Below are 21,399 nucleotides of genomic sequence, written 5' to 3'. Positions count from 1 at the left end.
CATGTCGTGGATCGTCAATAAGCAATCGTCACAAGAGGAGCTTGCCGGGCATTTCCGCAAGCTGATGTCAGCGCCGGACATTCTGCAAATTCCCGGCGCCCATGACGGAATGGCAGCCTTGCTTGCAAAGGAGGCCGGTTTTTCTGCTATTTATTTGTCTGGTGCGGCTTATACAGCCAGCAGGGGGCTTCCTGATTTAGGGATCATCACGTCGACAGAAATGGCTGATCGGGCCAAAGATCTTGTGCGTGCAGTTGACCTGCCTTTGCTGGTTGATATAGATACGGGATTTGGCGGTGTGTTAAATGCCGCCCGAACCGCCCGTGAGATGCTTGAAGCCAGGGTAGCCGCCGTTCAAATAGAAGATCAGCAGCTCCCGAAAAAATGCGGACATTTAAATGGCAAACAGCTTGTCCCAATAAAAGAAATGGCACAAAAAATAAAAGCGATCAAACAAGCGGCGCCTTCCCTTGTCGTTGTTGCTCGTACTGATGCCAGGGCGCAGGAAGGACTTAAGGCCGCAATGAAACGGTCAGCGGCTTACATTGAGGCTGGAGCGGACGCGATATTTCCGGAAGCGCTCCAGGCGGAGAACGAATTCAGACAGTTTGCTGAGCACATCTCCGTTCCGCTCCTTGCGAATATGACCGAGTTTGGGAAAACGCCGTATTATCGCGCCGATGAATTTGAAGATATGGGGTTTCGCATGGTGATTTATCCTGTCACATCGCTTCGAGCGGCGGCAAAAGCTTATGAACGGATGTTTGGTTTGATGAAGGAGCGCGGCTCACAAAAAGAAGGACTTCATCATATGCAGACAAGAAAAGAACTGTACGATACGATTTCTTATTATGACTATGAAGCGTTAGATAAAACGATTGCCAAGACCGTTTTGCCTGACGAATAGTTTCGATCAAAAAAGCCGGAGCATTCTCCGGCTTTTTTGCAGCTATCGTTTTCTGAATCGCGGGCTGACTTGATTGCGTTTTCTGTCTCTGTAAAAAATGAACCCGGCCAGCACATAAAGGCCGAACGCAAAAAAGATAAATCCTGACAAACCTTGGAGCCAAAGAGCTGCAAATGGCTTTATCGCATGGCCGAAAAGCGTATCCCTCATCAGTTTAATGCCTAAAGCGGAAATGGCGCCGGGGATGACTAATATCAAAAGCGCAAGAAGTCGGCTCATCCTCAGAAAACTCCTTTATCTTTTCATTTCCTTTATTGTCCAGCGGAAAAAATATTTTGTCAAGAGAAGAAAACGTGGTAACATAAGGTTGTGCAAATTATTGCAACGGAATAAATAGGTGTGCAAATTTTTTCATACAAAGGGGTAGCGGGATGCAAAAGGTACTGATTGTAGGTGCCGGGAAAAGGGGAACGGCGTTATTACATATTCTGATCAAAACAGCCATCATTGAGATCATTGCCGTGGTTGACAAAGACCCCGAGGCGCCGGGATTGAAAGAAGCAGAACAGTATGGGATTGCCGTTTCATCTGATTGGAAACCTTACATACAACTAAAACCGGATATCGTCATTCATACCACCGGCGATCAAGCCGTGTTTGACGGACTCCTTCAGGAAAAGCATGAAGAGACTATTGTTATGCCAGGGAAAATGGCGTACATCGTTTTTCAGCTGATGGAAGAAAAGCAGCACCTGATTCAAATGCTGAAAGAGCAAACATACAAACACGACCGAATTTTTAATTCCACCCATGACGGGATGATTTTTATTGATATCAATGAAGAAATCATTCTCTTTAACCATATGGCCGAAAAAATGGTCGGGAAAAAAAGAGAGGAAGTCATTGGGTGCCCGATAAAAGAAGTCATTCCGAGCACGAAGTTGCCGCGGATTTTAAAAACAAGAGTGCCTGAATACAACCAGAAGCAGCTTTTAGGCGATCATTTGCAAATTGTGACGACAAGGCTGCCGATAATCGATGAAGGCGGACGTCTGCTCGGAGCGCTCTGTGTGTTTAAAGATATTACCGATGCGGTCGAGCTGGCAGAGGAAGTGACCAACTTAAAGCAGGTCCGTACGATGCTGGAGGCGATTATTCAATCCTCCGATGAGGCGATTTCTGTCGTCGATGAAAATGGCATCGGACTCCTGATCAATAAAGCATATACAAAAATGACGGGGCTATCTGAAAAAGAAGTCATCGGCAAGCCTGCAAACACTGATATTTCTGAAGGCGAAAGCATGCATTTAAAGGTGCTAGAAACAAGACGGCCTGTCCGCGGTGTCAGAATGAAGGTCGGCCCGAATGAAAAAGAGGTCATCGTCAATGTAGCGCCGGTGATTGTAGACGGGATTTTGAAAGGCAGTGTCGGTGTGATTCACGACGTGTCCGAAATTAAAATGCTGACAGTGGAGCTGAACCGCGCCAGGCAAATCATTCGGACGCTTGAAGCGAAATACACTTTTGACGACATTATCGGCAAAAGCGAGCAAATGCTGGTTGCGCTTGAGCAGGCGAAGCTCGGGGCGAAAACGCCAGCAACCATTTTGCTGCGCGGGGAGTCAGGAACAGGAAAAGAACTGTTCGCCCATGCCATCCATAACGAAAGCGACCGGAAATATAATAAATTTATTCGCGTGAATTGTGCAGCCCTTTCTGAAAACCTGCTTGAATCAGAATTGTTCGGCTATGAGGATGGTGCGTTTTCAGGTGCGAAGCGCGGCGGTAAAAAGGGCTTATTCGAAGAAGCCAATAATGGCAGCATTTTCTTAGATGAAATCGGTGAGCTGACACAAAATATGCAGGCGAAATTGCTCCGCGTCCTTCAAGAAAAGGAAATCGTCAGAGTGGGCGGCACGAAAGCGATCCCTGTTAATGTCAGAGTGATCGCGGCGACAAATGTAAATATTGAAAAGGCGATGGCGGATGGAACATTCCGCGAAGACCTATATTACAGGATCAACCGCTATCCAATCTCAATCCCGCCTTTGCGGCAGCGGCTGGAAGACATTGAAGCATTAAGCGTCAGGCTTATTCAAAAAATCAACCGGGATTATGGCAGGAATGTAAAGGGGCTCTCGCAGCAAGCCTTGCGTGCCTTATCCGCTTACCATTGGCCTGGGAATGTCCGTGAGTTGGAAAATGTCCTTGGACGAGCCATGATTTTTCTGAATCCGCATATGGAATGGATTGAAAAAGATCACTTGCCTGTATTCGAACTTGAGCAAAAAGAAAGTGACACAGAACAAGGTGCAGGGTTTGATTTCCCGGATATTGAAGGAGAAAAGCTGTCTGTCGCAGTAGAAAAGTTTGAAGCGCATTTGATCCAGCAAACGCTCGAAAAGCATCATTTTAACCGGACAAAAACAGCGAAAGCCCTCGGTGTCAGCATTCGGAATTTATATTACAAAATGGATAAATATGGCCTTGCAAATGAAGGCATGCAATAATTTGCAGAATGAACGCAAACATCTGCACGGATTTTTCAATACATCCGTTATGACAGCGTGGCAATAAGCTGGCATGGAACTTGCATAATAAAAGGCGGAGTCGAAACAAGGAAGGTGGTAACAGATGAAGCTGAAAGATTTGATCGGCAAAGCATCGATGTACAAAAACAAAACCATTGCGGTTGCCCATGCTGAGGATGAGGAAGTGATCCGGGCTGTAAAGCTGGCAGCCGAGCACCTATCCGCCCGTTTTTTGTTAGTGGGTGACAGCAAAAAACTGAACGATTTGACGTCATCTATGCAAGGGCATCAAGTGGAAATCGTTCATGCCGATACGCCTGAGGAATCGGCAAAATTAGCAGTTCGTGCTGTGCATCACAAAACAGCGGACGTTTTAATGAAAGGGAATGTGCCGACTTCTGTTTTGCTTAAAGCGGTACTGAACAGACAGGAGGGGCTTAGATCATCCAGTGTCCTTTCCCACGTGGCTGTGTTTGATATACCGGACTTTGACAGATTGATGTTTGTGACAGATTCGGCTATGAATATTGCCCCATCACTGGAAGAGCTTCGGCAGATTTTGCAAAATGCCGTTCATGTGGCCCATGCAGTAGGGAACAATATGCCAAAAGCAGCTGCTCTGGCAGCTGTCGAAACGGTGAACCCGAAAATGGAAGCGACAGTGAATGCAGCTGCTCTTGCTCAAATGTACAAGAGAGGCCAGATCAAAGGCTGCATTGTTGATGGACCGCTTGCTTTGGATAACGCAGTATCACAAATTGCCGCAGCCCAGAAAAAGATTTCGGGAAATGTTGCGGGCAGCGCTGATATCCTTCTCGTCCCAACAATTGAGGCCGGCAATATTTTATATAAATCATTGATTTATTTTGCGAAGGCCAGCGTGGCGGCTGTGATTACAGGAGCGAAAGCACCGATTGCCTTAACGAGCAGAGCGGATTCCGCTGAAAATAAACTGTATTCCATTGCGCTGGCGATATGCGCATCTGAAGAATACACACATTAGGAGGAACGAACATGGAACTTTTTAAATATATGGAGAAATACGATTACGAACAATTGGTATTCTGCCAAGATGAACAATCTGGCTTAAAAGCAATTATCGCAATTCACGATACCACGCTCGGCCCGGCGCTTGGCGGAACGAGAATGTGGACGTATGAAAATGAAGAAGCGGCAATTGAAGACGCGCTCAGGCTGGCAAGAGGCATGACCTATAAAAACGCGGCGGCAGGCTTGAACCTTGGCGGCGGAAAAACAGTGATAATCGGCGATCCGCGCAAAGACAAAAATGAAGAAATGTTCCGCGCGTTTGGCCGCTATATTCAAGGGCTGAACGGCAGATACATTACAGCTGAAGATGTGGGCACAACGGTTGAGGATATGGACATCATTCATGATGAAACAGACTATGTCACAGGGATTTCTCCTGCTTTTGGATCTTCTGGAAATCCATCCCCAGTTACGGCTTACGGGGTGTACAGAGGAATGAAAGCAGCAGCTAAAGCTGCTTTCGGAACCGACTCTCTTGAAGGGAAAACCATCGCTGTGCAGGGTGTAGGAAACGTGGCATACAACCTATGCCGCCACCTGCATGAAGAAGGGGCAAACTTAATCGTTACGGATATCAACAAACAATCAGTACAACGCGCAGTTGAAGACTTTGGCGCTCGTGCGGTTGATCCGGAAGAGATTTATTCACAAGACTGTGATATTTATGCGCCGTGTGCCCTTGGTGCGACAATTAACGACGACACCATTAAACAGCTGAAGGCGAAAGTCATCGCTGGTGCAGCGAACAACCAATTAAAAGAAACACGCCATGGCGATCAAATTCACGAAATGGGCATCGTTTACGCGCCGGATTATGTCATTAACGCGGGCGGCGTCATCAACGTAGCAGATGAGCTTTACGGCTATAATGCGGAACGTGCATTGAAGAAAGTTGAAGGCATTTACGGAAATATTGAGCGTGTACTCGAAATTTCTCAGCGTGACGGCATTCCGACGTATTTAGCGGCTGACCGCTTGGCAGAGGAACGGATTGAACGCATGCACCGCTCAAGAAGCCAGTTTTTGCAAAACGGCCACAGTGTATTAAGCAGACGTTAAGAAATTGATCTGGAGGTTATGAAAGTGCTACATGATGAAAAACGCATTCTCACAATTAATCCAGGCTCAACTTCAACGAAAATCGGTGTTTTTCATAACGAACGAAGTATTTTTGAAAAAACATTGAGACACAACATAGAAGAGCTGCAGCGATTTAACCATATTATTGATCAGTATGAATTTCGCAAAAACCATATACTTGAAACGCTTCATGAACAGGGAATCAATATTTCAAAATTTGATGCAGTCTGCGCCAGAGGCGGGCTTCTCCGGCCAATTGAAGGCGGAACTTACGAAGTGAGCGATGATATGATTGAGGATTTGAAAAGCGGCTATGCAGGCCAGCATGCTTCTAATCTTGGCGGCATTATCGCGCGAGAAATCGCTGACGGCTTAAATATTCCTTCGTACATCGTCGATCCTGTTGTTGTAGACGAAATGTCAGTGCTTGCAAAAATCTCAGGCATGCCTGAGATTGAACGGAAAAGCATTTTCCATGCGTTAAATCAAAAAGCTGTCGCCCGTAAGGCGGCAGCCTCTCTTGGCAAACGATATGAGAATATGAAAATGATTATTACCCATATGGGCGGAGGTATTACAATTGGCGTCCATGACCACGGGCGAGTGGTGGACGTCAATAACGGCCTTCACGGAGAGGGGCCATTCAGCCCTGAACGTGCAGGAACAGTGCCTGCGGGAGATCTTGTCGATCTATGTTTTTCAGGACAGTATACAAAAGAAGAAATTATGAAAAAACTGGTGGGCACCGGCGGGCTTTTAGGCTATCTAGGAACGAATGACGCAGTAAAAGTGGAACAGATGATTCAGGAGGGCGATGAAAAAGCCCGTTTCATTTTTGATGCCATGGCGTATCAGATAGCAAAGGAAATCGGGGCAGCCAGCGCGGCATTAAAAGGCGAAGTTGAAGCGATTGTGCTGACGGGAGGCCTTGCGTACGGCAAAAGCTTTGTTTCCAGTATCAGATCATACATAGATTGGATTTCAGACGTTTTAGTCTATCCGGGAGAAAATGAACTGCAGTCTCTGGCCCAAGGGGCGCTCAGGGTATTACTGGGCGAGGAGCAATCCAAACAATATCGTATTGAATAGACAGACTAGGAGTGAGTCACCATGGCAACTGAGTATGACGTAGTCATTCTGGGCGGCGGTACCGGCGGTTATGTTGCGGCCATCAGAGCCGCTCAGCTCGGCTTAAAAACAGCCGTTGTGGAAAAGGAAAAGCTCGGAGGAACATGTCTGCATAAAGGCTGTATCCCGAGTAAAGCGCTGCTTAGAAGCGCAGAGGTATACCGGACAGCTCGTGAAGCAGATCAATTCGGAGTGGAAACGGCTGGCGTTTCCCTCAATTTTGAAAAAGTGCAGCAACGTAAGCAAGCTGTTGTTGATAAACTTGCAGCCGGTGTGAATCATTTAATGAAAAAAGGAAAAATCGACGTATTCAACGGATATGGCCGTATCCTCGGACCGTCAATCTTCTCTCCGCTGCCGGGAACGATTTCTGTTGAACGGGGAAATGGCGAAGAAAATGACATGCTGATCCCGAAGCAAGTCATCATTGCAACAGGATCAAGACCGAGAATGCTTCCGGGCCTTGAAGCGGACGGCAAGCATGTATTGACTTCGGATGAGGCTCTTCAAATGGAGGAGCTGCCAAAATCCATCATCATCGTCGGCGGAGGCGTTATTGGTATCGAATGGGCGTCTATGCTTCATGATTTCGGCGTGAAGGTAACGGTTATTGAATACGCGGACCGCATATTGCCGACTGAGGATCAAGACATTTCAAAAGAAATGGAAAGCCTTCTTAAGAAAAAAGGCATTCAGTTCGTTACAGGGGCAAAAGTGCTGCCTGACACAATGACAAAAACGTCAGACGACCTCACCATACAAGCAGAAAAAGACGGAGAAACCGTTACTTACTCTGCTGAAAAAATGCTCGTTTCCATCGGCAGACAGGCAAATATCGAAGGCATCGGCATTGAAAACACCGATATTGTCACTGAAAAAGGCTTTATTTCAGTTAATGAAAGCTGCCAAACGAAGGAATCTCATATTTATGCAATCGGAGACGTAATCGGTGGCCTTCAGTTAGCTCACGTTGCATCGCATGAAGGAATCATTGCCGTTGAGCATTTTGCAGGTCTCAATCCGCATCCGCTTGATCCAACGCTTGTACCGAAGTGCATCTACTCAAGCCCTGAAGCTGCCAGTGTCGGCTTAACAGAAGATGAAGCAAAGGCGAATGGGCACAATGTCAAGATCGGCAAGTTCCCATTTATGGCAATTGGAAAAGCGCTTGTATACGGAGAAAGCGACGGATTTGTCAAAATCGTGGCGGATCGTGATACGGATGATATCCTCGGCGTGCATATGATCGGCCCTCATGTCACCGACATGATTTCAGAAGCGGGTCTTGCCAAAGTACTGGACGCGACGCCGTGGGAGGTCGGACAAACGATCCATCCGCATCCGACGCTTTCTGAAGCGATTGGAGAAGCAGCGCTTGCCGCAGACGGCAAAGCCATTCATTTTTAAAAGCACAAAGGAGGGGCTTGAATGAGTACAAAACGACATCAAGCACTAGGGCTAACTGATCAGGAAGCCGTTGATATGTATAGAACCATGCTGTTAGCAAGAAAAATCGATGAAAGAATGTGGCTGTTAAACCGCTCTGGTAAAATTCCGTTCGTGATCTCTTGTCAAGGACAGGAAGCAGCGCAGGTAGGAGCGGCTTTCGCTCTTGACCGTGAAATGGATTATGTACTGCCGTACTACAGAGACATGGGCGTCGTGCTGGCGTTTGGCATGACAGCAAAGGACTTAATGATGTCCGGGTTTGCCAAAGCTGCAGACCCGAATTCAGGAGGCCGCCAAATGCCGGGGCATTTCGGACAAAAGAAAAACCGCATCGTGACAGGATCGTCTCCAGTAACAACGCAGGTTCCGCACGCAGTTGGCATTGCGCTGGCGGGACGTATGGAGAAAAAGGATATCGCAGCCTTTGTTACTTTTGGTGAAGGCTCTTCAAACCAAGGCGATTTCCATGAAGGAGCAAACTTTGCCGCTGTCCATAAGCTGCCGGTGATTTTCATGTGTGAAAACAACAAATACGCAATCTCAGTGCCTTATGATAAGCAAGTCGCATGTGAGAACATTTCCGATCGTGCCGTAGGCTATGGAATGCCTGGCGTAACCGTGAATGGAAATGATCCGCTGGAAGTCTATCAAGCGGTCAAAGAAGCACGTGAACGGGCGCGCAGAGGAGAAGGCCCGACATTAATTGAAACAATTTCTTACCGCCTTACACCGCATTCCAGTGATGACGATGACAGCAGCTACAGAGGCCGTGAAGAAGTAGAGGAAGCGAAAAAAAGTGATCCCCTGCTTACTTACCGATCTTACTTAAAGGAAACAGGCCTGCTGTCCGATGAGATAGAACAAACCATGCTGGATGAAATCATGGCAATCATAAACGAAGCGACGGATGAAGCGGAGAACGCCCCTTATGCAGCCCCTGAGTCAGCGCTTGATTATGTGTATGCGAAGTAGGGAGGAAGAACAAATGTCAGTAATGTCATATATTGATTCGATTAATTTGGCGATGAAAGAAGAAATGGAACGAGATTCTCGCGTTTTCGTTCTTGGGGAAGATGTAGGAAAAAAAGGCGGTGTGTTTAAAGCCACAGCCGGACTCTACGACCAATTCGGAGAAGAGCGTGTTATGGATACGCCTCTTGCTGAATCAGCGATCGCCGGAGTCGGTATCGGAGCGGCTATGTACGGCATGAGACCGATTGCCGAAATGCAGTTTGCTGATTTTATTATGCCGGCGGTCAACCAAATCATTTCTGAAGCGGCTAAAATCCGCTACCGCAGCAACAATGACTGGAGCTGTCCGATTGTCGTCAGAGCGCCATACGGCGGAGGCGTACACGGGGCCCTTTATCATTCTCAATCAGTAGAAGCGATTTTTGCTAATCAGCCCGGACTGAAAATTGTGATGCCTTCGACGCCATATGACGCGAAAGGACTCTTAAAAGCCGCAGTTCGTGATGAAGATCCGGTGCTGTTTTTTGAGCACAAGCGCGCGTACCGCCTGATAAAAGGAGAGGTTCCGGCAGATGATTATGTCCTGCCAATCGGAAAGGCTGATGTAAAACGGGAAGGCGACGACATCACGGTAATCACATATGGCCTGTGTGTCCACTTCGCGTTACAGGCTGCAGAACGTCTCGAAAAAGATGGCATTTCAGTACATGTGGTGGATTTAAGAACGGTTTACCCGCTTGATAAAGAAGCAATCATCGAAGCTGCATCCAAAACCGGTAAGGTCCTTTTAGTCACAGAAGATACAAAAGAAGGCAGCATCATGAGTGAGGTGGCTGCGATTATATCCGAGCATTGTCTCTTCGATTTAGACGCGCCGATCAAACGGCTTGCAGGTCCTGATATTCCGGCTATGCCTTATGCGCCGACAATGGAAAAATACTTTATGGTCAATCCTGATAAAGTGGAAGCGGCGATGAGAGAATTAGCGGAGTTTTAAAGACGTAAGGAGGATACAATCATGGCAATTGAACAAATGACGATGCCGCAGCTTGGAGAAAGCGTAACAGAGGGGACGATCAGCAAATGGCTTGTCTCCCCCGGTGATAAAGTGAACAAATACGATCCGATCGTGGAAGTCATGACAGATAAAGTAAATGCAGAGGTTCCGTCTTCTTTTACCGGTACGATAACAGAGCTTGTGGGTGAAGAAGGCCAAACCCTGCAAGTCGGGGAAATCATTTGCAAAATCGAAACAGAAGGCGCCAATCCGGCTGAACAAAAAAAAGAGCAGCCGGAGGAGTCATCAGCTGCTGAGACGCCTGCCGCAGAAAACCGCGCAGAAGCAGCCAGTCAGCCTAATAAAAAGCGTTACTCGCCAGCTGTACTCCGTTTGGCCGGAGAGCACGGCATAGATCTTGATCAAGTGACAGGAACAGGTGCCGGCGGCCGCATTACGCGAAAAGATATTCAGCGTATCATTGAGACAGGCGGCGTGCAAGAACGACCTGAGGAGCCGAAAACAGAGGCTCCTGCACCTGCCACTTCACCAAAACCGGAGCCGAAGAAGGAAGAGGTTTCATATCCTGTATCAGCAGCGGGAGATAAAGAAATCCCTGTCACAGGCGTAAGAAAAGCAATTGCTTCCAATATGAAACGAAGCAAAACAGAAATTCCGCATGCTTGGACGATGATGGAAGTCGATGTCACAAATATGGTGGCATACCGCAACAGTATAAAAGATTCCTTTAAGAAGACAGAAGGGTTTAATTTAACGTTCTTCGCCTTCTTCGTTAAAGCTGTTGCTCAGGCGTTAAAAGAATTCCCGCAAATGAATAGCATGTGGGCGGGCGACAAAATCATCCAGAAAAAGGATATCAATATTTCAATCGCGGTTGCGACAGAGGATTCTTTATTTGTTCCGGTAATTAAAAACGCTGATGAAAAAACAATTAAAGGCATTGCGAGAGAAATTACCGACCTTGCCAAAAAAGTAAGAGACGGAAAACTCTCAGCAGATGATATGCAGGGGGGAACGTTTACAGTTAACAACACAGGTTCGTTCGGATCTGTTCAGTCGATGGGCATCATCAACTACCCTCAGGCTGCGATTCTTCAAGTGGAATCCATTGTCAAACGCCCTGTTGTCATGGATCATGGCATGATTGCTGTCAGAGATATGGTCAATCTGTGCCTGTCCTTGGATCACAGAGTGCTTGACGGCCTTGTTTGCGGACGATTCCTTGGACGCGTGAAACAAATTTTAGAATCGATTGACGAGAAAACATCTGTTTACTAATAAGAAAAAGAGCATTTTTTGAAACATAACTTCAAAAAATGCTCTTTTTTTATGCATCATGATTCTGCGATTCGGATTTTCATTTCGACCCGATATTCTTCTTGTTTTTTCGGTGAGTAATGAATCGGTATAATTAACTCGTACACATCACTAGCAACTGTTAATTGGTGGTCTGCGATATACTTAATAAGCTTCTGTAAGTTGAAAAAATAATGCTCGGGTGAAAAATTATACGCGATACAAACATATCTGCCTTTAGGGATCGTTGTGATTTCCATATCCGGCGTAATAGCAGAAATTTGTTTATTCGTCAATACAGGAGTAAAGATATGACGGTAGGTCATTTCATCAATGCTGGCGTACGGCTGAAACGAGAAAGTGGCGCCGTAGCTATTATTCGTAAAACCATCTGCTGATTCGATAAATTTTTTTAATTTGCTGTAGGAGGCGTTGAGCACGTTTTCAGGTCCGATTCCCTCTGCCTCTGTCTGGATGATGCGTGTTTCTTCTTCATCTAAAACAAACACCTCGCCGAGCGCAGGGTATTCCATCTGCCGTTTCATCCGCTTTTTCACCAGTGAAATGGTTTGCTCCAATGCTGATAAAAAGTCTAGTTTCTCCCTGATTTGCCTCTCCTGCTCTGTATAAAAAGCAAACAGTTCTTCCATCTCTAAGTCCTGTGCCTTTTTCATCTCTTCTAAAGGTGTGCCGATATATTTTAATGATTTGATCAAATCCAGAAGAATGAGCTGAGAATCTGTATAATAGCGGTAGCTGGTATTCGGATCGACATAGGCGGGTTTAAATAAATCAATTTTATCGTAATAACGGAGCGCTTTAATCGACACGTTTGCCAATTTTGAAACTTCCCCAATTGAGTAATACGACTCCTTCATGCCATCACTCCTTATATGATCAGTATAATAAAGAAGCGCATTCTTTGCAGTACGCAAAGAATACGCTTTTTATCACGTGCTGGCTTTAAGATGTGCAGGTGCTTTCCAAGCAATGGTCAGCGCAATGCCTATCGCTAAAGCTACCGTTGCAAAGTAGAATGGATAGTTTACATCGATATCGAACAGCATTCCGCCGATAATAGGCCCGAATACATTGCCGATACTTGTAAACATTGAATTCATACCGCCGGCAAACCCCTGTTCATTTCCCGCAATCTTTGACAGATAAGTCGTTACCGCCGGCCGCATGAGATCAAATCCGACAAATACGGTGACTGTAACCAGCAGAATTGAAACATAAGAATTCACGATTGTCATCAAGAATACAAGACTCGTCGAGAGAATTAAGCTATACCGAATTAAATGGATTTCGCCAAACCACCTTGTAAAGCGGTCGAATAAGACGACTTGCGTAATGGCGCCAACAATCGCTCCTCCTGTAATCAAAATGGCAATGTCGCTGGCCGTAAATCCGAATTTATGGTCAACGAATAACGCAAATAGAGATTCAAATGAAGCTAAACCAAAAGACGAAATCAAGATGATGAGAAAAGCAATGAAATACATGGGTGCAAAAATACGTTTGAAGCCTGTCTTCTGTCCTGTTATGTCTTGGTTTTCAGGATTTCGTTCCGGCTCGCGCAGTGTGAACATAGATAAAATGGCTGCCAGCAACGCAAAGGCTGCCGCAAAGAAAAAAGGCAGACGGGAATAGATTTCCGCTAAAAATCCCCCGATACCGGGACCGATAATAAAGCCTGTTGAAATAGCAGCTGACATATAACCTAGCGCTTTCGGCCGCGTTTTAATGGTCGTGATATCCGCGATAAAAGCCGTGACTCCAGGCATAATAAAGGCAGCGCTGATACCGCCAAGCATACGGGAGATAAATAACATCTCAACTGTTTTTCCGATGCCGAATAAAAACTCTGAAATACTAAAGAACAACAGTCCGATCACGATCATGATCTTGCGTCCGAAGCGGTCAACCCATCGTCCGCCTATTGGTGAAATAATGAGCTGTGTAACAGCGAAGCAGGCAACCATATAGCCGACCGCGGTACCCGATAAATGCAATTCATTCATAATGGTAGGCGTTACAGGAATGACAAGGCCGATCCCCAAAAACGCAATAAATAAATTGGTTAATAATATTGTTAAGGTAATATTTTGTTTCTCCATGTAACTTCCCCTTTTTCGAAAGTGTATCCCTTATACTCTAAGGCCTCCTCTTAGGGGAGAGTCAACGGATTTACACCTTCTTTCTAACAGTATTCGATCTTTATTCATTGCACGGGACTAGCATATCAATGTGCTGCGGCAGCACCTGGATCACCGCGGGCGTATGAGTATAGACTTCTCCATCTGTATCAGCCTTTTTGACAGTATCAGTTTCAATTTCGATACGGGAGGCTTGGATATAGGACAGCTCTCCGGTAAACCGATCAATTGTGCCCTGCTCCATGCTCATCAGCTCCCTCAATGCGGAGAGGTTGGTGCCGCGGCAAATGAGGATATCGAGTAAGCCGTCATTTATACTGGCATCCGGCAGGGGAATTCGGTTCGTTCCAATGTATTGTCCGTTCATGACAAGCAGCATTACGGCTTCTTCTTTAATTTCTTTTCCGTCAATTTTTAATGTCATCGGAAACGATCCCGCAGATGAGACTGTTCGGAGTGCACTTGTAAAATAGCTGATTTTTCCCAGCAATGCTTTTGAGGTCTCGTTGATTTGATTTGACGTTTCTGTAATCAGGCCGATCCCCCAGAAATTTAAAAAATAACGCTCGTTCATCCGACATACATCTACACTTGTTTTTTTTCCTGACACAAGTGCTTCCGCCGCCTTTGCGAGATTTTGAGGGATGCCCAGCACTCTTGAAAAGTCATTGCACGTGCCGCCGGGCAAAATTCCGACCGCGGGCTTTCTTTCTAATGTGCTGAGGCCATTAATGCATTGATGGACTGTGCCGTCGCCGCCGAGAATAAAGACGGTGTCGACAGAATCATCAATGGATTGGCAAAAATGATACGCATCGTCTTTTTTCTTTGTCTGTCTAATGATCACCTCATCTAAAGCTTGTGATAATACCGGCACCACAGCCCCTAATGCTTTTTCTATATTTTTGTTGCCGGCATTTCCGTTATGAATCAGTAATGCTTTCCGGTGGCTCATACAAAACTGCTCCTTTATATTACATCTGGTTATATAATCCCCTTTTTCTGTAAGCTGTAAACAGAGAGCAAAAAAAGTGTACGGCCAAGCAATGTGATTTGCCGTTATGGACGTTTCCTTGCTATCATAAGAAGAGATGATGAAAAAGGAGAGGTCTTCATTGAACATGGACTTTAATTTATTTATGAATGATATTGTCCGCCAAGCGAGACAAGAAATTGCTGCTGCCGGATACACTGAGCTAAAAACCGCTGAAGAGGTGGATGAGGCACTTACGAAAAAAGGAACGACGTTAGTCATGGTAAACTCTGTTTGCGGATGCGCCGGAGGAATTGCAAGACCGGCTGCATACCATTCCGTTCACTATGATAAAAGACCTGATCAGCTCGTTACCGTCTTTGCCGGACAGGATAAAGAAGCGACAGCGCGAGCGCGTGACTATTTTGAAGGGTATCCGCCATCTTCTCCGTCCTTTGCGATTTTGAAAGACGGAAAAATCATGAAAATGGTAGAACGCCATGAAATTGAAGGCCATGAGCCGATGGCAGTAGTGGCGAAGCTGCAAGAAGCCTTTGAAGAATACTGTGAAGAAGTATAAGACGAAAAACCCGGGTGCCTAAGCGGCTCCGGGTTTTTTTATGCATAAAATCCCAGAGAGGTATGAATAAATATTAAGAGATTATTCAATCCGATTGTACAATGAATCTATATTTATCTAGTGATATACCGTTGGAAAAATAAGCTTGAAGATAATTTTTAAAAATAGTATTGCATAAAAATAAGAAACTGTTTAAAATACAAATTAACGAATAAATATTCAAACACACGAAAAGTAATGAATATGGGGGAAATGGATCATGAAAAAATGGCTCTTATTACTTGTGGCTGCCTGCATCACTTTAGCACTATCGGCTTGCGGGTCAAGCAATTCAGGTTCTGAAGGCGGAAAGAAAAAGTTAATTATGGGTACTTCGGCGGATTACAAACCGTTTGAATATAAAGAAGGCGATAATATTGTCGGCTTTGATGTAGATTTGGCAAAAGCGCTTGCGAAGAAGACTGGCTACGAAATTGAAGTGCAGGACATGGACTTCAACAGCTTAATTACAGCGCTGAAATCAAAACAGGTGGATTTGGTTCTGTCAGGAATGACACCAACGCCTGAACGTAAAAAACAAGTTGATTTTTCCGATGTGTACTACACAGCGAATCATATGATTGTCAGCAAAAAAGACAGCGGCATTACATCTCTGAAAGACCTGAAAGGAAAAACAGTCGGCGTTCAGCTTGGCTCTATTCAAGAAGAGAAGGGGAAAGAACTTTCTCCGGAATATGGTTTTAAAACAGAAGACCGCAACAGAATTTCTGATTTGGTGCAGGAAATTAAATCTGACCGCTTTGATGCCGCGATTATCGAAGACATGGTGGCAGAAGGGTATTTCAAATCAAATGACGACCTGCAAGGCTTCGTGATTCCGGATGCGAAAGCGGAGGAAGCCGGTTCAGCGATCGCTTTCAGAAAGGACAGTGAACTGACAGACAAATTCAATAAAGCGCTCAAGGAAATGGAAGATAACGGAGAGCTCGAGAAATTGAAGAAGAAATGGTTCACTGGCGAGAAGTAAAAAAAGCGGCTCAACTTTTTCGTTGAGCCTTTTTATTGAATAGGAAATCTTTTTTCCTGTAAGAAAAGGAGACAAAGACTATGAATTTGGATTTTTCAGCAACGATCCCCCAAATTCCTTTTATATTAGAAGGCTTGGCAATTACTTTGAAAATTGTCATCGTATCAGCGATTATCGGACTTATACTCGGTATTGTGCTAAGCTTATGCAAGATCAGCACGTTCCGACCGCTTATATGGATAGCTGATTTTTATACATCAGTGTTCCGCGGTACGCCTTTAGTGCTGCAGCTTATGATTGTCTATTTCGGGCTTCCTCAGCTGCTCGGCTTTCAAATTGACCAGTTTTGGGCTGCGGTTGTCGCATTGTCATTGAATTCCGCCGCTTATGTATCGGAAATTATCAGAGCCGGAATCAATGCCATTGATAAAGGGCAAAAAGAGGCGGCTGTCGCACTGGGTGTCCCGTACGGCAAAATGATGAAGGATCTGCTGTTGCCGCAGGCCTTCAAAAATATATCACCGGCAATTGTGAATGAATTAATTACGTTAACAAAAGAATCGGCGATCGTCACCGTCATCGGCCTTGGTGATGTCATGAGACGCGCATATCAAGCTGGCGCTGCCACTTACAATTACCTTGAGCCGCTCATTATCGCCGGATTGATTTATTATGTGCTTGTCCTGATTTTAACGTTTATCGGCAAGGCTGTAGAAAGGAAGCTGAAATCCAATGATTAAGGTTGAAAAGCTGTCAAAATCATTTGGGAAACACGAAGTATTAAAAAACATTTCAACAACAATCGCTGAAGGTGAGGTTGTTGCCGTAATTGGCCCTTCAGGCTCAGGCAAATCAACGTTCCTTCGCTGTTTAAACCTGTTGGAAAAACCTAACGGCGGAACCATTACAATCAAAGACAACGAGATCACGAAGGCGAAAACCAACACATTAAAGGTCCGGGAAAACATCGGGATGGTTTTTCAGCATTTTCATCTCTTTCCGCACAAAACGGTTCTCGAAAATATCATGTACGCGCCTGTTAATGTCAAAAAAGAATCAAAACAGGCTGCACAGGAGAAAGCCGAAGAGCTGCTCCGCAAAGTCGGTTTGTTTGAAAAGAGAAATGACTATCCAAACCGCCTATCAGGCGGGCAAAAACAGCGTGTCGCTATTGCCCGGGCTCTTGCGATGAATCCGGAAATCATGCTGTTTGACGAACCGACCTCTGCACTTGATCCGGAGATGGTAAAAGAAGTTCTCCAGGTTATGAAAGAGCTGGTCGAAACCGGTATGACTATGGTGATTGTCACGCATGAAATGGGCTTCGCAAAAGAAGTGGCTGACCGCGTGTTATTTATGGATCAAGGAATGATTGTCGAGGACGGCAATCCGAAAGAATTTTTTCTTTCGCCAAAATCCAAAAGAGCGCAGGACTTTTTAGAGAAAATATTATAGAATATAGAAAAAAAGAAGAAGGCGTATCGCTTCTTCTTTTTTATTGAGAAACAAATAGAAATGGAGTCCGACATGTTTAAAATTGGTTACCGCACAATAAAGACCGCGCTTGGTACAGCTTTGGCTATTTATTTAAGCCAGCTATTGCATTTGCAAAACTTCGCATCAGCAGGAATCATCACCATTTTGTGCATTCAAATCACACAAAAACGGTCGCTTCAGGCATCGTGGGCCCGTTTTGCGGCATGCTGTCTGGCAATTCTTTTTTCTTATCTCTTTTTCGAGCTGATTGGCTATCATCCGTTTGTTATCGGAGCACTTCTCTTGATATTCATTCCGATAACGGTCCTGTTAAAAATTAACGAGGGAATCGTCACCAGTTCCGTTATTATCCTTCATTTATACATGTCCGGCGGCATTACGCCTGCTTTCATTTGGAATGAGGTTCAGTTGATTACGGTTGGTATCGGTGTCGCTCTATTGATGAACTTGTATATGCCGAGCCTTGACCGGAAGCTGATTGCCTATCGCAAAAAGATAGAGGATAACTTTGCTGTCATTTTCGCAGAAATAGAGAGGTATTTGTTAACTGGTGAGCAAGATTGGACTGGAAAAGAAATTCCGGAAACACACCAGCTCATTGCGGAGGCGAAAAACCTGGCATACCGAGATGTGCAAAACCACATTCTGCGCTACGAAAATCTGCATTATCATTACTTTAAAATGAGAGAAAAGCAATTTGAAATTATCGAACGCCTTCTCCCTAAAGTGACTTCTATCTCCATTACGGTAGATCAGGGAAAAATGATCGCTGAATTTATTCACGATTTGCGGGAAGCGATACACCCGGGAAATACGGCGTACAAATTTCTGAAAAGACTTGCTGATATGAGAAAAGAATTTGAGGAGATGCCGCTCCCGGCGACGAGAGAGGAATTTGAAGCAAGAGCAGCTCTCTTCCATCTTCTCGGGGAAATGGAACAATATTTAGTCATCAAAAGTTATTTTAAAGGAATAAAAGCACAAAAATCACTCGCATAATTCGCATGAGCTCTTCCTTCATTGGTCAACCTAATGAAAAAGGAGGAGCTTATGCGTTTTTTCTTATGTTCGATTTTTATGATGATGATTTCTCCGATTTGGCCTCTCGGCGAAAATCCGCTGCCGGGCGATCCGTATGTCATTGTCAACAAGAGAACAAACGAACTTGCTGTCATCCTCGACAATAAAATAGAAGGCGTGTACAGTGTGGCGACCGGAAAAACAGACGATCTGACGCCAGAGGGAGAATTTTCGATAACAGTTAAAGCGGTGAATCCTTACTACAGAAAGAAAAATATTGAAGGGGGATCTCCAGACAATCCGCTTGGGGCAAGATGGATCGGATTTGACGCGAAAGGAACAGACGGACGGATTTACGGAATTCATGGGACAAACCGGGAAGAATCAATAGGAAAATTTGTGTCTAACGGCTGTATACGTATGCATAACGATGAGGTCGTTCGTCTGTTTCAAACGATTCCGGTGGGAACGAGAGTGCTGATTACAGACGACACCCGTTCTTTTGAGGAGATTGCCGTTGAGCATAAAGCTCTGATAAAAAAGCAGGATGTTCCCATTCAATAAGGCCGCCTGCTTTTTTATCGTTATAAAAACATGATGATTCCTGAGAGTACAGTTGAAAGAATAAAAACTCCCAAAATCACAATCAAAACGCTTTTCATCAGTTTTTGAGACATGATTTCACTCCTTAGACAATCTGTCTATATTTTAGCGTGTTTTGAATGGGCGGACAAGCGATATCTATTGGCGGAAGGCAGGGATTGAGATGAATAGGCTTGACCATATCGCGATAGCCGTTTTTTCGATAGAAGAAGCGCGACACTTTTATGAAGATGTATTGGGGCTTGCGTTTCTTCATCAGGAAATGGTTGAAGAGCAAAAGGTGAATGTTGCTTTTTTTCAAGCGGGAAGCATCAAGCTGGAGCTGATTGAGCCGTTGACACCTGACAGCCCCGTTCGTTTCTTTTTGGAGAAGAAAGGGCAGGGACTGCATCATATTGCGTTTTTGTGCAACAACCTATCTGAAAAGCTTCAGGTATTGTCTGACCGGCAAGTTCAATTGATTGACAAGTACCCAAGACAGGGAGCAAACGGGAAAAAAATCGCATTTCTTTCTCCGCGGGAAACAAACGGCGTTCTTGTAGAGCTCTGCGAACCGAAGGGAGACCAAACCAATGAACATGAATGAGCATATTAATCATTTATTCACGAGACGCAGGCAGGCAGAACAAGGCGGAGGAGATGAAAAGCTGGCCCAGCAGCGGAAAAAGGGAAAGCTCACCGCTCGGGAAAGGATCACGTTTCTTCTTGATCAGGACAGCTTTTTCGAATTACATCCCTTCATGGAAAGTCAAGTATTAACAAGAGAACAGCGCGTGTTAGGGGATGGGGTCGTGACAGGATACGGGACGATTGATGGCCGCTCTGTATATGTATTTGCGCAGGACTTCACAGTGTTCGGCGGGGCACTTGGCGAAACCCATGCCCAAAAAATCTGCGCTCTGATGGATATGGCAGCAAAAAATAAGGCGCCGATTATCGGGCTGAATGACTCAGGTGGTGCGAGAATTCAAGAGGGTGTGGTATCATTAGATGGATACGGTCACATATTTTACCGAAACGTCTTATATTCAGGAGTCATTCCGCAAATATCGGTTATTTTAGGGCCGTGCGCTGGAGGCGCTGTGTATTCTCCGGCACTCACAGATTTTATATTTATGGCTGAACAGACAGGCCGGATGTTTATTACCGGGCCGAAGGTGATTGAAAAAGTGACAGGAGAACAGGTTGATGCGGAGAGCTTAGGTGGAGCGGGGATACATAATGCCGTCAGCGGAAACGCCCATTTTTCCGGACATACGGAGAAGGAGGTTCTGACAGGAGTGAAAAAACTGCTGTCTTATTTGCCGCTGAATGGCCAGACAGCAGCACCGCTACCTGAGAAAGAGGCATCCAGACCGTTATTAAACCGTCTTGTGCCCGCTGATACGACAAAGCCGTATGATGTTCGGACGGTGATTAAGGAGCTGGCTGATCCGCAGTCTTTTTTTGAGATTCAGCCGTTTTTTGCGAAAAACATTGTCGTCGGGTTTGCAAGGCTGGGTGAAAAAACGGTCGGCATCGTGGCGAGCCAGCCAAAGCACCTGGCGGGCAGCCTGACGATTGACGCTGCTGATAAAGCAGCGAGGTTCATCCGTTTTTGCGACGCCTTTGACATACCGTTGTTAACTGTCGAGGATGTTCCGGGGTTTCTGCCCGGTGTTCAGCAGGAGCATAACGGAATTATCAGGCACGGAGCAAAAATATTGTTTGCCTATGCAGAAGCGACCGTCCCAAAAGTCACGCTCATTATCAGAAAAGCGTATGGCGGCGCCTATGTCGCTATGAACAGCAAAGCAATCGGAGCGGACCTTGTGTTTGCATGGCCGAATGCTGAAATCGCAGTGATGGGATCAGAAGGTGCGGTATCAATTTTGTATGAAAAGGAAATAAAAGCTTCAGCCGACCCGCAAAAGACAAAACGCGAAAAAACAGCTGAATACAAAAAGCAAAACGCCGGCCCATACAAAGCGGCGGCCTGCGGAATGGTCGATGACATTATTTTGCCGGAAGAATCAAGGAAAAGACTGATTCAAGCTTTTCACATGCTTGCACATAAGACAGAAGAGAGACCGAAAAAAAAGCACGGTAACATACCGCTTTAACATGGAG

General features: G+C 45.4%; 22 protein-coding genes. 17 read left to right on the top strand and 5 right to left on the bottom strand.

Features of this window, described 5'->3' with window-relative positions:
- Position 1 precedes the first annotated feature (1 nt).
- Positions 2–907, top strand: a complete 906-nt coding sequence (gene prpB, locus M0696_RS11960; protein ID WP_248601990.1) for a methylisocitrate lyase — start codon at positions 2–4, stop codon at positions 905–907.
- A gap of 42 nt (positions 908–949) precedes the next feature.
- Here the strand turns inward: prpB and M0696_RS11955 are convergent, their stop codons facing one another.
- The gene (locus M0696_RS11955; RefSeq protein ID WP_248601989.1) at positions 950–1,186 is read right to left on the bottom strand and encodes a DUF2627 domain-containing protein; all 237 of its coding nucleotides are present in this window, start codon (positions 1,184–1,186) and stop codon (positions 950–952) included.
- Positions 1,187–1,338: 152 nt separating this feature from the next.
- Here M0696_RS11955 and M0696_RS11950 point away from each other — a divergent pair, with 152 nt between their 5' ends.
- The 8 genes from M0696_RS11950 to M0696_RS11915 all read left to right on the top strand — a co-directional run bounded on the left by M0696_RS11950 (position 1,339) and on the right by M0696_RS11915 (position 11,413).
- Entirely contained in the window at positions 1,339–3,417 is a 2,079-nt protein-coding gene (locus M0696_RS11950) for a sigma-54 interaction domain-containing protein (RefSeq protein ID WP_248601988.1), read from the top strand.
- Positions 3,418–3,541: 124 nt separating this feature from the next.
- On the top strand, positions 3,542–4,441 hold the full coding sequence (gene yqiS, locus M0696_RS11945) for a phosphate butyryltransferase (RefSeq protein ID WP_166851055.1): 900 nt from the start codon (positions 3,542–3,544) through the stop codon (positions 4,439–4,441).
- Positions 4,442–4,452: 11 nt separating this feature from the next.
- Positions 4,453–5,547, top strand: a complete 1,095-nt coding sequence (gene bcd / locus M0696_RS11940; protein WP_166851058.1) for a branched-chain amino acid dehydrogenase — start codon at positions 4,453–4,455, stop codon at positions 5,545–5,547.
- Positions 5,548–5,565: 18 nt separating this feature from the next.
- Positions 5,566–6,657: a butyrate kinase gene (gene buk / locus M0696_RS11935; protein ID WP_248601987.1), complete on the top strand. Its 1,092-nt coding sequence runs from the start codon at positions 5,566–5,568 to the stop codon at positions 6,655–6,657.
- Between the two features lie 21 nt (positions 6,658–6,678).
- Positions 6,679–8,103 carry a dihydrolipoyl dehydrogenase gene (gene lpdA, locus M0696_RS11930; RefSeq protein ID WP_248601986.1) on the top strand — a complete coding sequence of 475 codons (1,425 nt, stop codon included), beginning with the start codon at positions 6,679–6,681 and terminating at the stop codon, positions 8,101–8,103.
- 21 nt (positions 8,104–8,124) lie between these two features.
- Positions 8,125–9,117 carry a 3-methyl-2-oxobutanoate dehydrogenase subunit alpha gene (gene bfmBAA / locus M0696_RS11925; RefSeq protein ID WP_248601985.1) on the top strand — a complete coding sequence of 331 codons (993 nt, stop codon included), beginning with the start codon at positions 8,125–8,127 and terminating at the stop codon, positions 9,115–9,117.
- A 13-nt stretch (positions 9,118–9,130) separates the two neighbouring features.
- A complete protein-coding gene (gene bfmBAB, locus M0696_RS11920) occupies positions 9,131–10,114 on the top strand; it encodes a 3-methyl-2-oxobutanoate dehydrogenase subunit beta (RefSeq protein ID WP_166851069.1) in 984 nt (327 codons plus the stop codon).
- Between the two features lie 21 nt (positions 10,115–10,135).
- Complete coding sequence (locus M0696_RS11915) at positions 10,136–11,413, top strand: dihydrolipoamide acetyltransferase family protein (RefSeq protein WP_248601984.1); 1,278 nt, start codon at positions 10,136–10,138, stop codon at positions 11,411–11,413.
- Between the two features lie 56 nt (positions 11,414–11,469).
- On the opposite strand, the gene bmrR is transcribed toward M0696_RS11915, so the two are convergent.
- The 3 genes from bmrR to M0696_RS11900 all read right to left on the bottom strand — a co-directional run bounded on the left by bmrR (position 11,470) and on the right by M0696_RS11900 (position 14,545).
- Positions 11,470–12,309 carry a multidrug efflux transcriptional regulator BmrR gene (bmrR, locus tag M0696_RS11910; RefSeq protein WP_166851074.1) on the bottom strand — a complete coding sequence of 280 codons (840 nt, stop codon included), beginning with the start codon at positions 12,307–12,309 and terminating at the stop codon, positions 11,470–11,472.
- A 72-nt stretch (positions 12,310–12,381) separates the two neighbouring features.
- On the bottom strand, positions 12,382–13,551 hold the full coding sequence (gene bmr, locus M0696_RS11905) for a multidrug efflux MFS transporter Bmr (RefSeq protein WP_166851077.1): 1,170 nt from the start codon (positions 13,549–13,551) through the stop codon (positions 12,382–12,384).
- Positions 13,552–13,651: 100 nt separating this feature from the next.
- Positions 13,652–14,545, bottom strand: coding sequence for a YegS/Rv2252/BmrU family lipid kinase (locus M0696_RS11900; protein ID WP_248601983.1), 894 nt, complete (start codon positions 14,543–14,545; stop codon positions 13,652–13,654).
- A gap of 160 nt (positions 14,546–14,705) precedes the next feature.
- On the opposite strand from M0696_RS11900, the gene brxB reads away from it, so the two are divergent.
- From brxB to M0696_RS11870, 6 genes are all read left to right on the top strand, one after another.
- Positions 14,706–15,143 carry a bacilliredoxin BrxB gene (gene brxB, locus M0696_RS11895; protein ID WP_148981947.1) on the top strand — a complete coding sequence of 146 codons (438 nt, stop codon included), beginning with the start codon at positions 14,706–14,708 and terminating at the stop codon, positions 15,141–15,143.
- A gap of 259 nt (positions 15,144–15,402) precedes the next feature.
- Entirely contained in the window at positions 15,403–16,170 is a 768-nt protein-coding gene (artP, locus tag M0696_RS11890; protein WP_166851085.1) for an arginine ABC transporter substrate-binding protein ArtP, read from the top strand.
- Between the two features lie 80 nt (positions 16,171–16,250).
- Positions 16,251–16,910 carry an arginine ABC transporter permease ArtQ gene (artQ, locus tag M0696_RS11885; protein ID WP_003236829.1) on the top strand — a complete coding sequence of 220 codons (660 nt, stop codon included), beginning with the start codon at positions 16,251–16,253 and terminating at the stop codon, positions 16,908–16,910.
- Complete coding sequence (artM, locus tag M0696_RS11880; RefSeq protein WP_166851088.1) at positions 16,903–17,625, top strand: arginine ABC transporter ATP-binding protein ArtM; 723 nt, start codon at positions 16,903–16,905, stop codon at positions 17,623–17,625. The genes artQ and artM overlap by 8 nt, the downstream gene beginning before the upstream one ends.
- A gap of 72 nt (positions 17,626–17,697) precedes the next feature.
- On the top strand, positions 17,698–18,666 hold the full coding sequence (locus M0696_RS11875; protein ID WP_166851090.1) for an aromatic acid exporter family protein: 969 nt from the start codon (positions 17,698–17,700) through the stop codon (positions 18,664–18,666).
- A gap of 51 nt (positions 18,667–18,717) precedes the next feature.
- Complete coding sequence (locus M0696_RS11870; RefSeq protein WP_166851093.1) at positions 18,718–19,251, top strand: L,D-transpeptidase; 534 nt, start codon at positions 18,718–18,720, stop codon at positions 19,249–19,251.
- A 20-nt stretch (positions 19,252–19,271) separates the two neighbouring features.
- Here the strand turns inward: M0696_RS11870 and prli42 are convergent, their stop codons facing one another.
- Entirely contained in the window at positions 19,272–19,364 is a 93-nt protein-coding gene (gene prli42, locus M0696_RS11865) for a stressosome-associated protein Prli42 (protein WP_041521370.1), read from the bottom strand.
- An 89-nt stretch (positions 19,365–19,453) separates the two neighbouring features.
- Here prli42 and mce point away from each other — a divergent pair, with 89 nt between their 5' ends.
- Positions 19,454–19,876 carry a methylmalonyl-CoA epimerase gene (gene mce, locus M0696_RS11860; protein ID WP_248601982.1) on the top strand — a complete coding sequence of 141 codons (423 nt, stop codon included), beginning with the start codon at positions 19,454–19,456 and terminating at the stop codon, positions 19,874–19,876.
- On the top strand, positions 19,869–21,392 hold the full coding sequence (locus M0696_RS11855) for an acyl-CoA carboxylase subunit beta (protein WP_166854635.1): 1,524 nt from the start codon (positions 19,869–19,871) through the stop codon (positions 21,390–21,392). Before mce ends, M0696_RS11855 begins: the two co-directional genes overlap by 8 nt.
- Positions 21,393–21,399: the final 7 nt, after the last annotated feature.

It is taken from the genome of Bacillus rugosus, assembly GCF_023238245.1.
GTDB lineage: Bacteria > Bacillota > Bacilli > Bacillales > Bacillaceae > Bacillus > Bacillus rugosus.
The sequence above is the reverse complement of the archived record's forward strand: the minus strand, read 5'-3'. Positions and strand labels throughout refer to the sequence as shown.

What these genes read in the sequence shown, in the direction of transcription:
- prpB (WP_248601990.1), top strand. Translation starts at nt 2, where the DNA reads ATGTCGTGGATCGTCAATAAGCAATCGTCACAAGAGGAGCTTGCCGGG.
- M0696_RS11955 (WP_248601989.1), bottom strand. Translation starts at nt 1,186, where the DNA reads ATGAGCCGACTTCTTGCGCTTTTGATATTAGTCATCCCCGGCGCCATT.
- M0696_RS11950 (WP_248601988.1), top strand. Translation starts at nt 1,339, where the DNA reads ATGCAAAAGGTACTGATTGTAGGTGCCGGGAAAAGGGGAACGGCGTTA.
- yqiS (WP_166851055.1), top strand. Translation starts at nt 3,542, where the DNA reads ATGAAGCTGAAAGATTTGATCGGCAAAGCATCGATGTACAAAAACAAA.
- bcd (WP_166851058.1), top strand. Translation starts at nt 4,453, where the DNA reads ATGGAACTTTTTAAATATATGGAGAAATACGATTACGAACAATTGGTA.
- buk (WP_248601987.1), top strand. Translation starts at nt 5,566, where the DNA reads ATGAAAGTGCTACATGATGAAAAACGCATTCTCACAATTAATCCAGGC.
- lpdA (WP_248601986.1), top strand. Translation starts at nt 6,679, where the DNA reads ATGGCAACTGAGTATGACGTAGTCATTCTGGGCGGCGGTACCGGCGGT.
- bfmBAA (WP_248601985.1), top strand. Translation starts at nt 8,125, where the DNA reads ATGAGTACAAAACGACATCAAGCACTAGGGCTAACTGATCAGGAAGCC.
- bfmBAB (WP_166851069.1), top strand. Translation starts at nt 9,131, where the DNA reads ATGTCAGTAATGTCATATATTGATTCGATTAATTTGGCGATGAAAGAA.
- M0696_RS11915 (WP_248601984.1), top strand. Translation starts at nt 10,136, where the DNA reads ATGGCAATTGAACAAATGACGATGCCGCAGCTTGGAGAAAGCGTAACA.
- bmrR (WP_166851074.1), bottom strand. Translation starts at nt 12,309, where the DNA reads ATGAAGGAGTCGTATTACTCAATTGGGGAAGTTTCAAAATTGGCAAAC.
- bmr (WP_166851077.1), bottom strand. Translation starts at nt 13,551, where the DNA reads ATGGAGAAACAAAATATTACCTTAACAATATTATTAACCAATTTATTT.
- M0696_RS11900 (WP_248601983.1), bottom strand. Translation starts at nt 14,545, where the DNA reads ATGAGCCACCGGAAAGCATTACTGATTCATAACGGAAATGCCGGCAAC.
- artP (WP_166851085.1), top strand. Translation starts at nt 15,403, where the DNA reads ATGAAAAAATGGCTCTTATTACTTGTGGCTGCCTGCATCACTTTAGCA.
- artQ (WP_003236829.1), top strand. Translation starts at nt 16,251, where the DNA reads ATGAATTTGGATTTTTCAGCAACGATCCCCCAAATTCCTTTTATATTA.
- artM (WP_166851088.1), top strand. Translation starts at nt 16,903, where the DNA reads ATGATTAAGGTTGAAAAGCTGTCAAAATCATTTGGGAAACACGAAGTA.
- M0696_RS11875 (WP_166851090.1), top strand. Translation starts at nt 17,698, where the DNA reads ATGTTTAAAATTGGTTACCGCACAATAAAGACCGCGCTTGGTACAGCT.
- M0696_RS11870 (WP_166851093.1), top strand. Translation starts at nt 18,718, where the DNA reads ATGCGTTTTTTCTTATGTTCGATTTTTATGATGATGATTTCTCCGATT.
- prli42 (WP_041521370.1), bottom strand. Translation starts at nt 19,364, where the DNA reads ATGTCTCAAAAACTGATGAAAAGCGTTTTGATTGTGATTTTGGGAGTT.
- mce (WP_248601982.1), top strand. Translation starts at nt 19,454, where the DNA reads ATGAATAGGCTTGACCATATCGCGATAGCCGTTTTTTCGATAGAAGAA.
- M0696_RS11855 (WP_166854635.1), top strand. Translation starts at nt 19,869, where the DNA reads ATGAATGAGCATATTAATCATTTATTCACGAGACGCAGGCAGGCAGAA.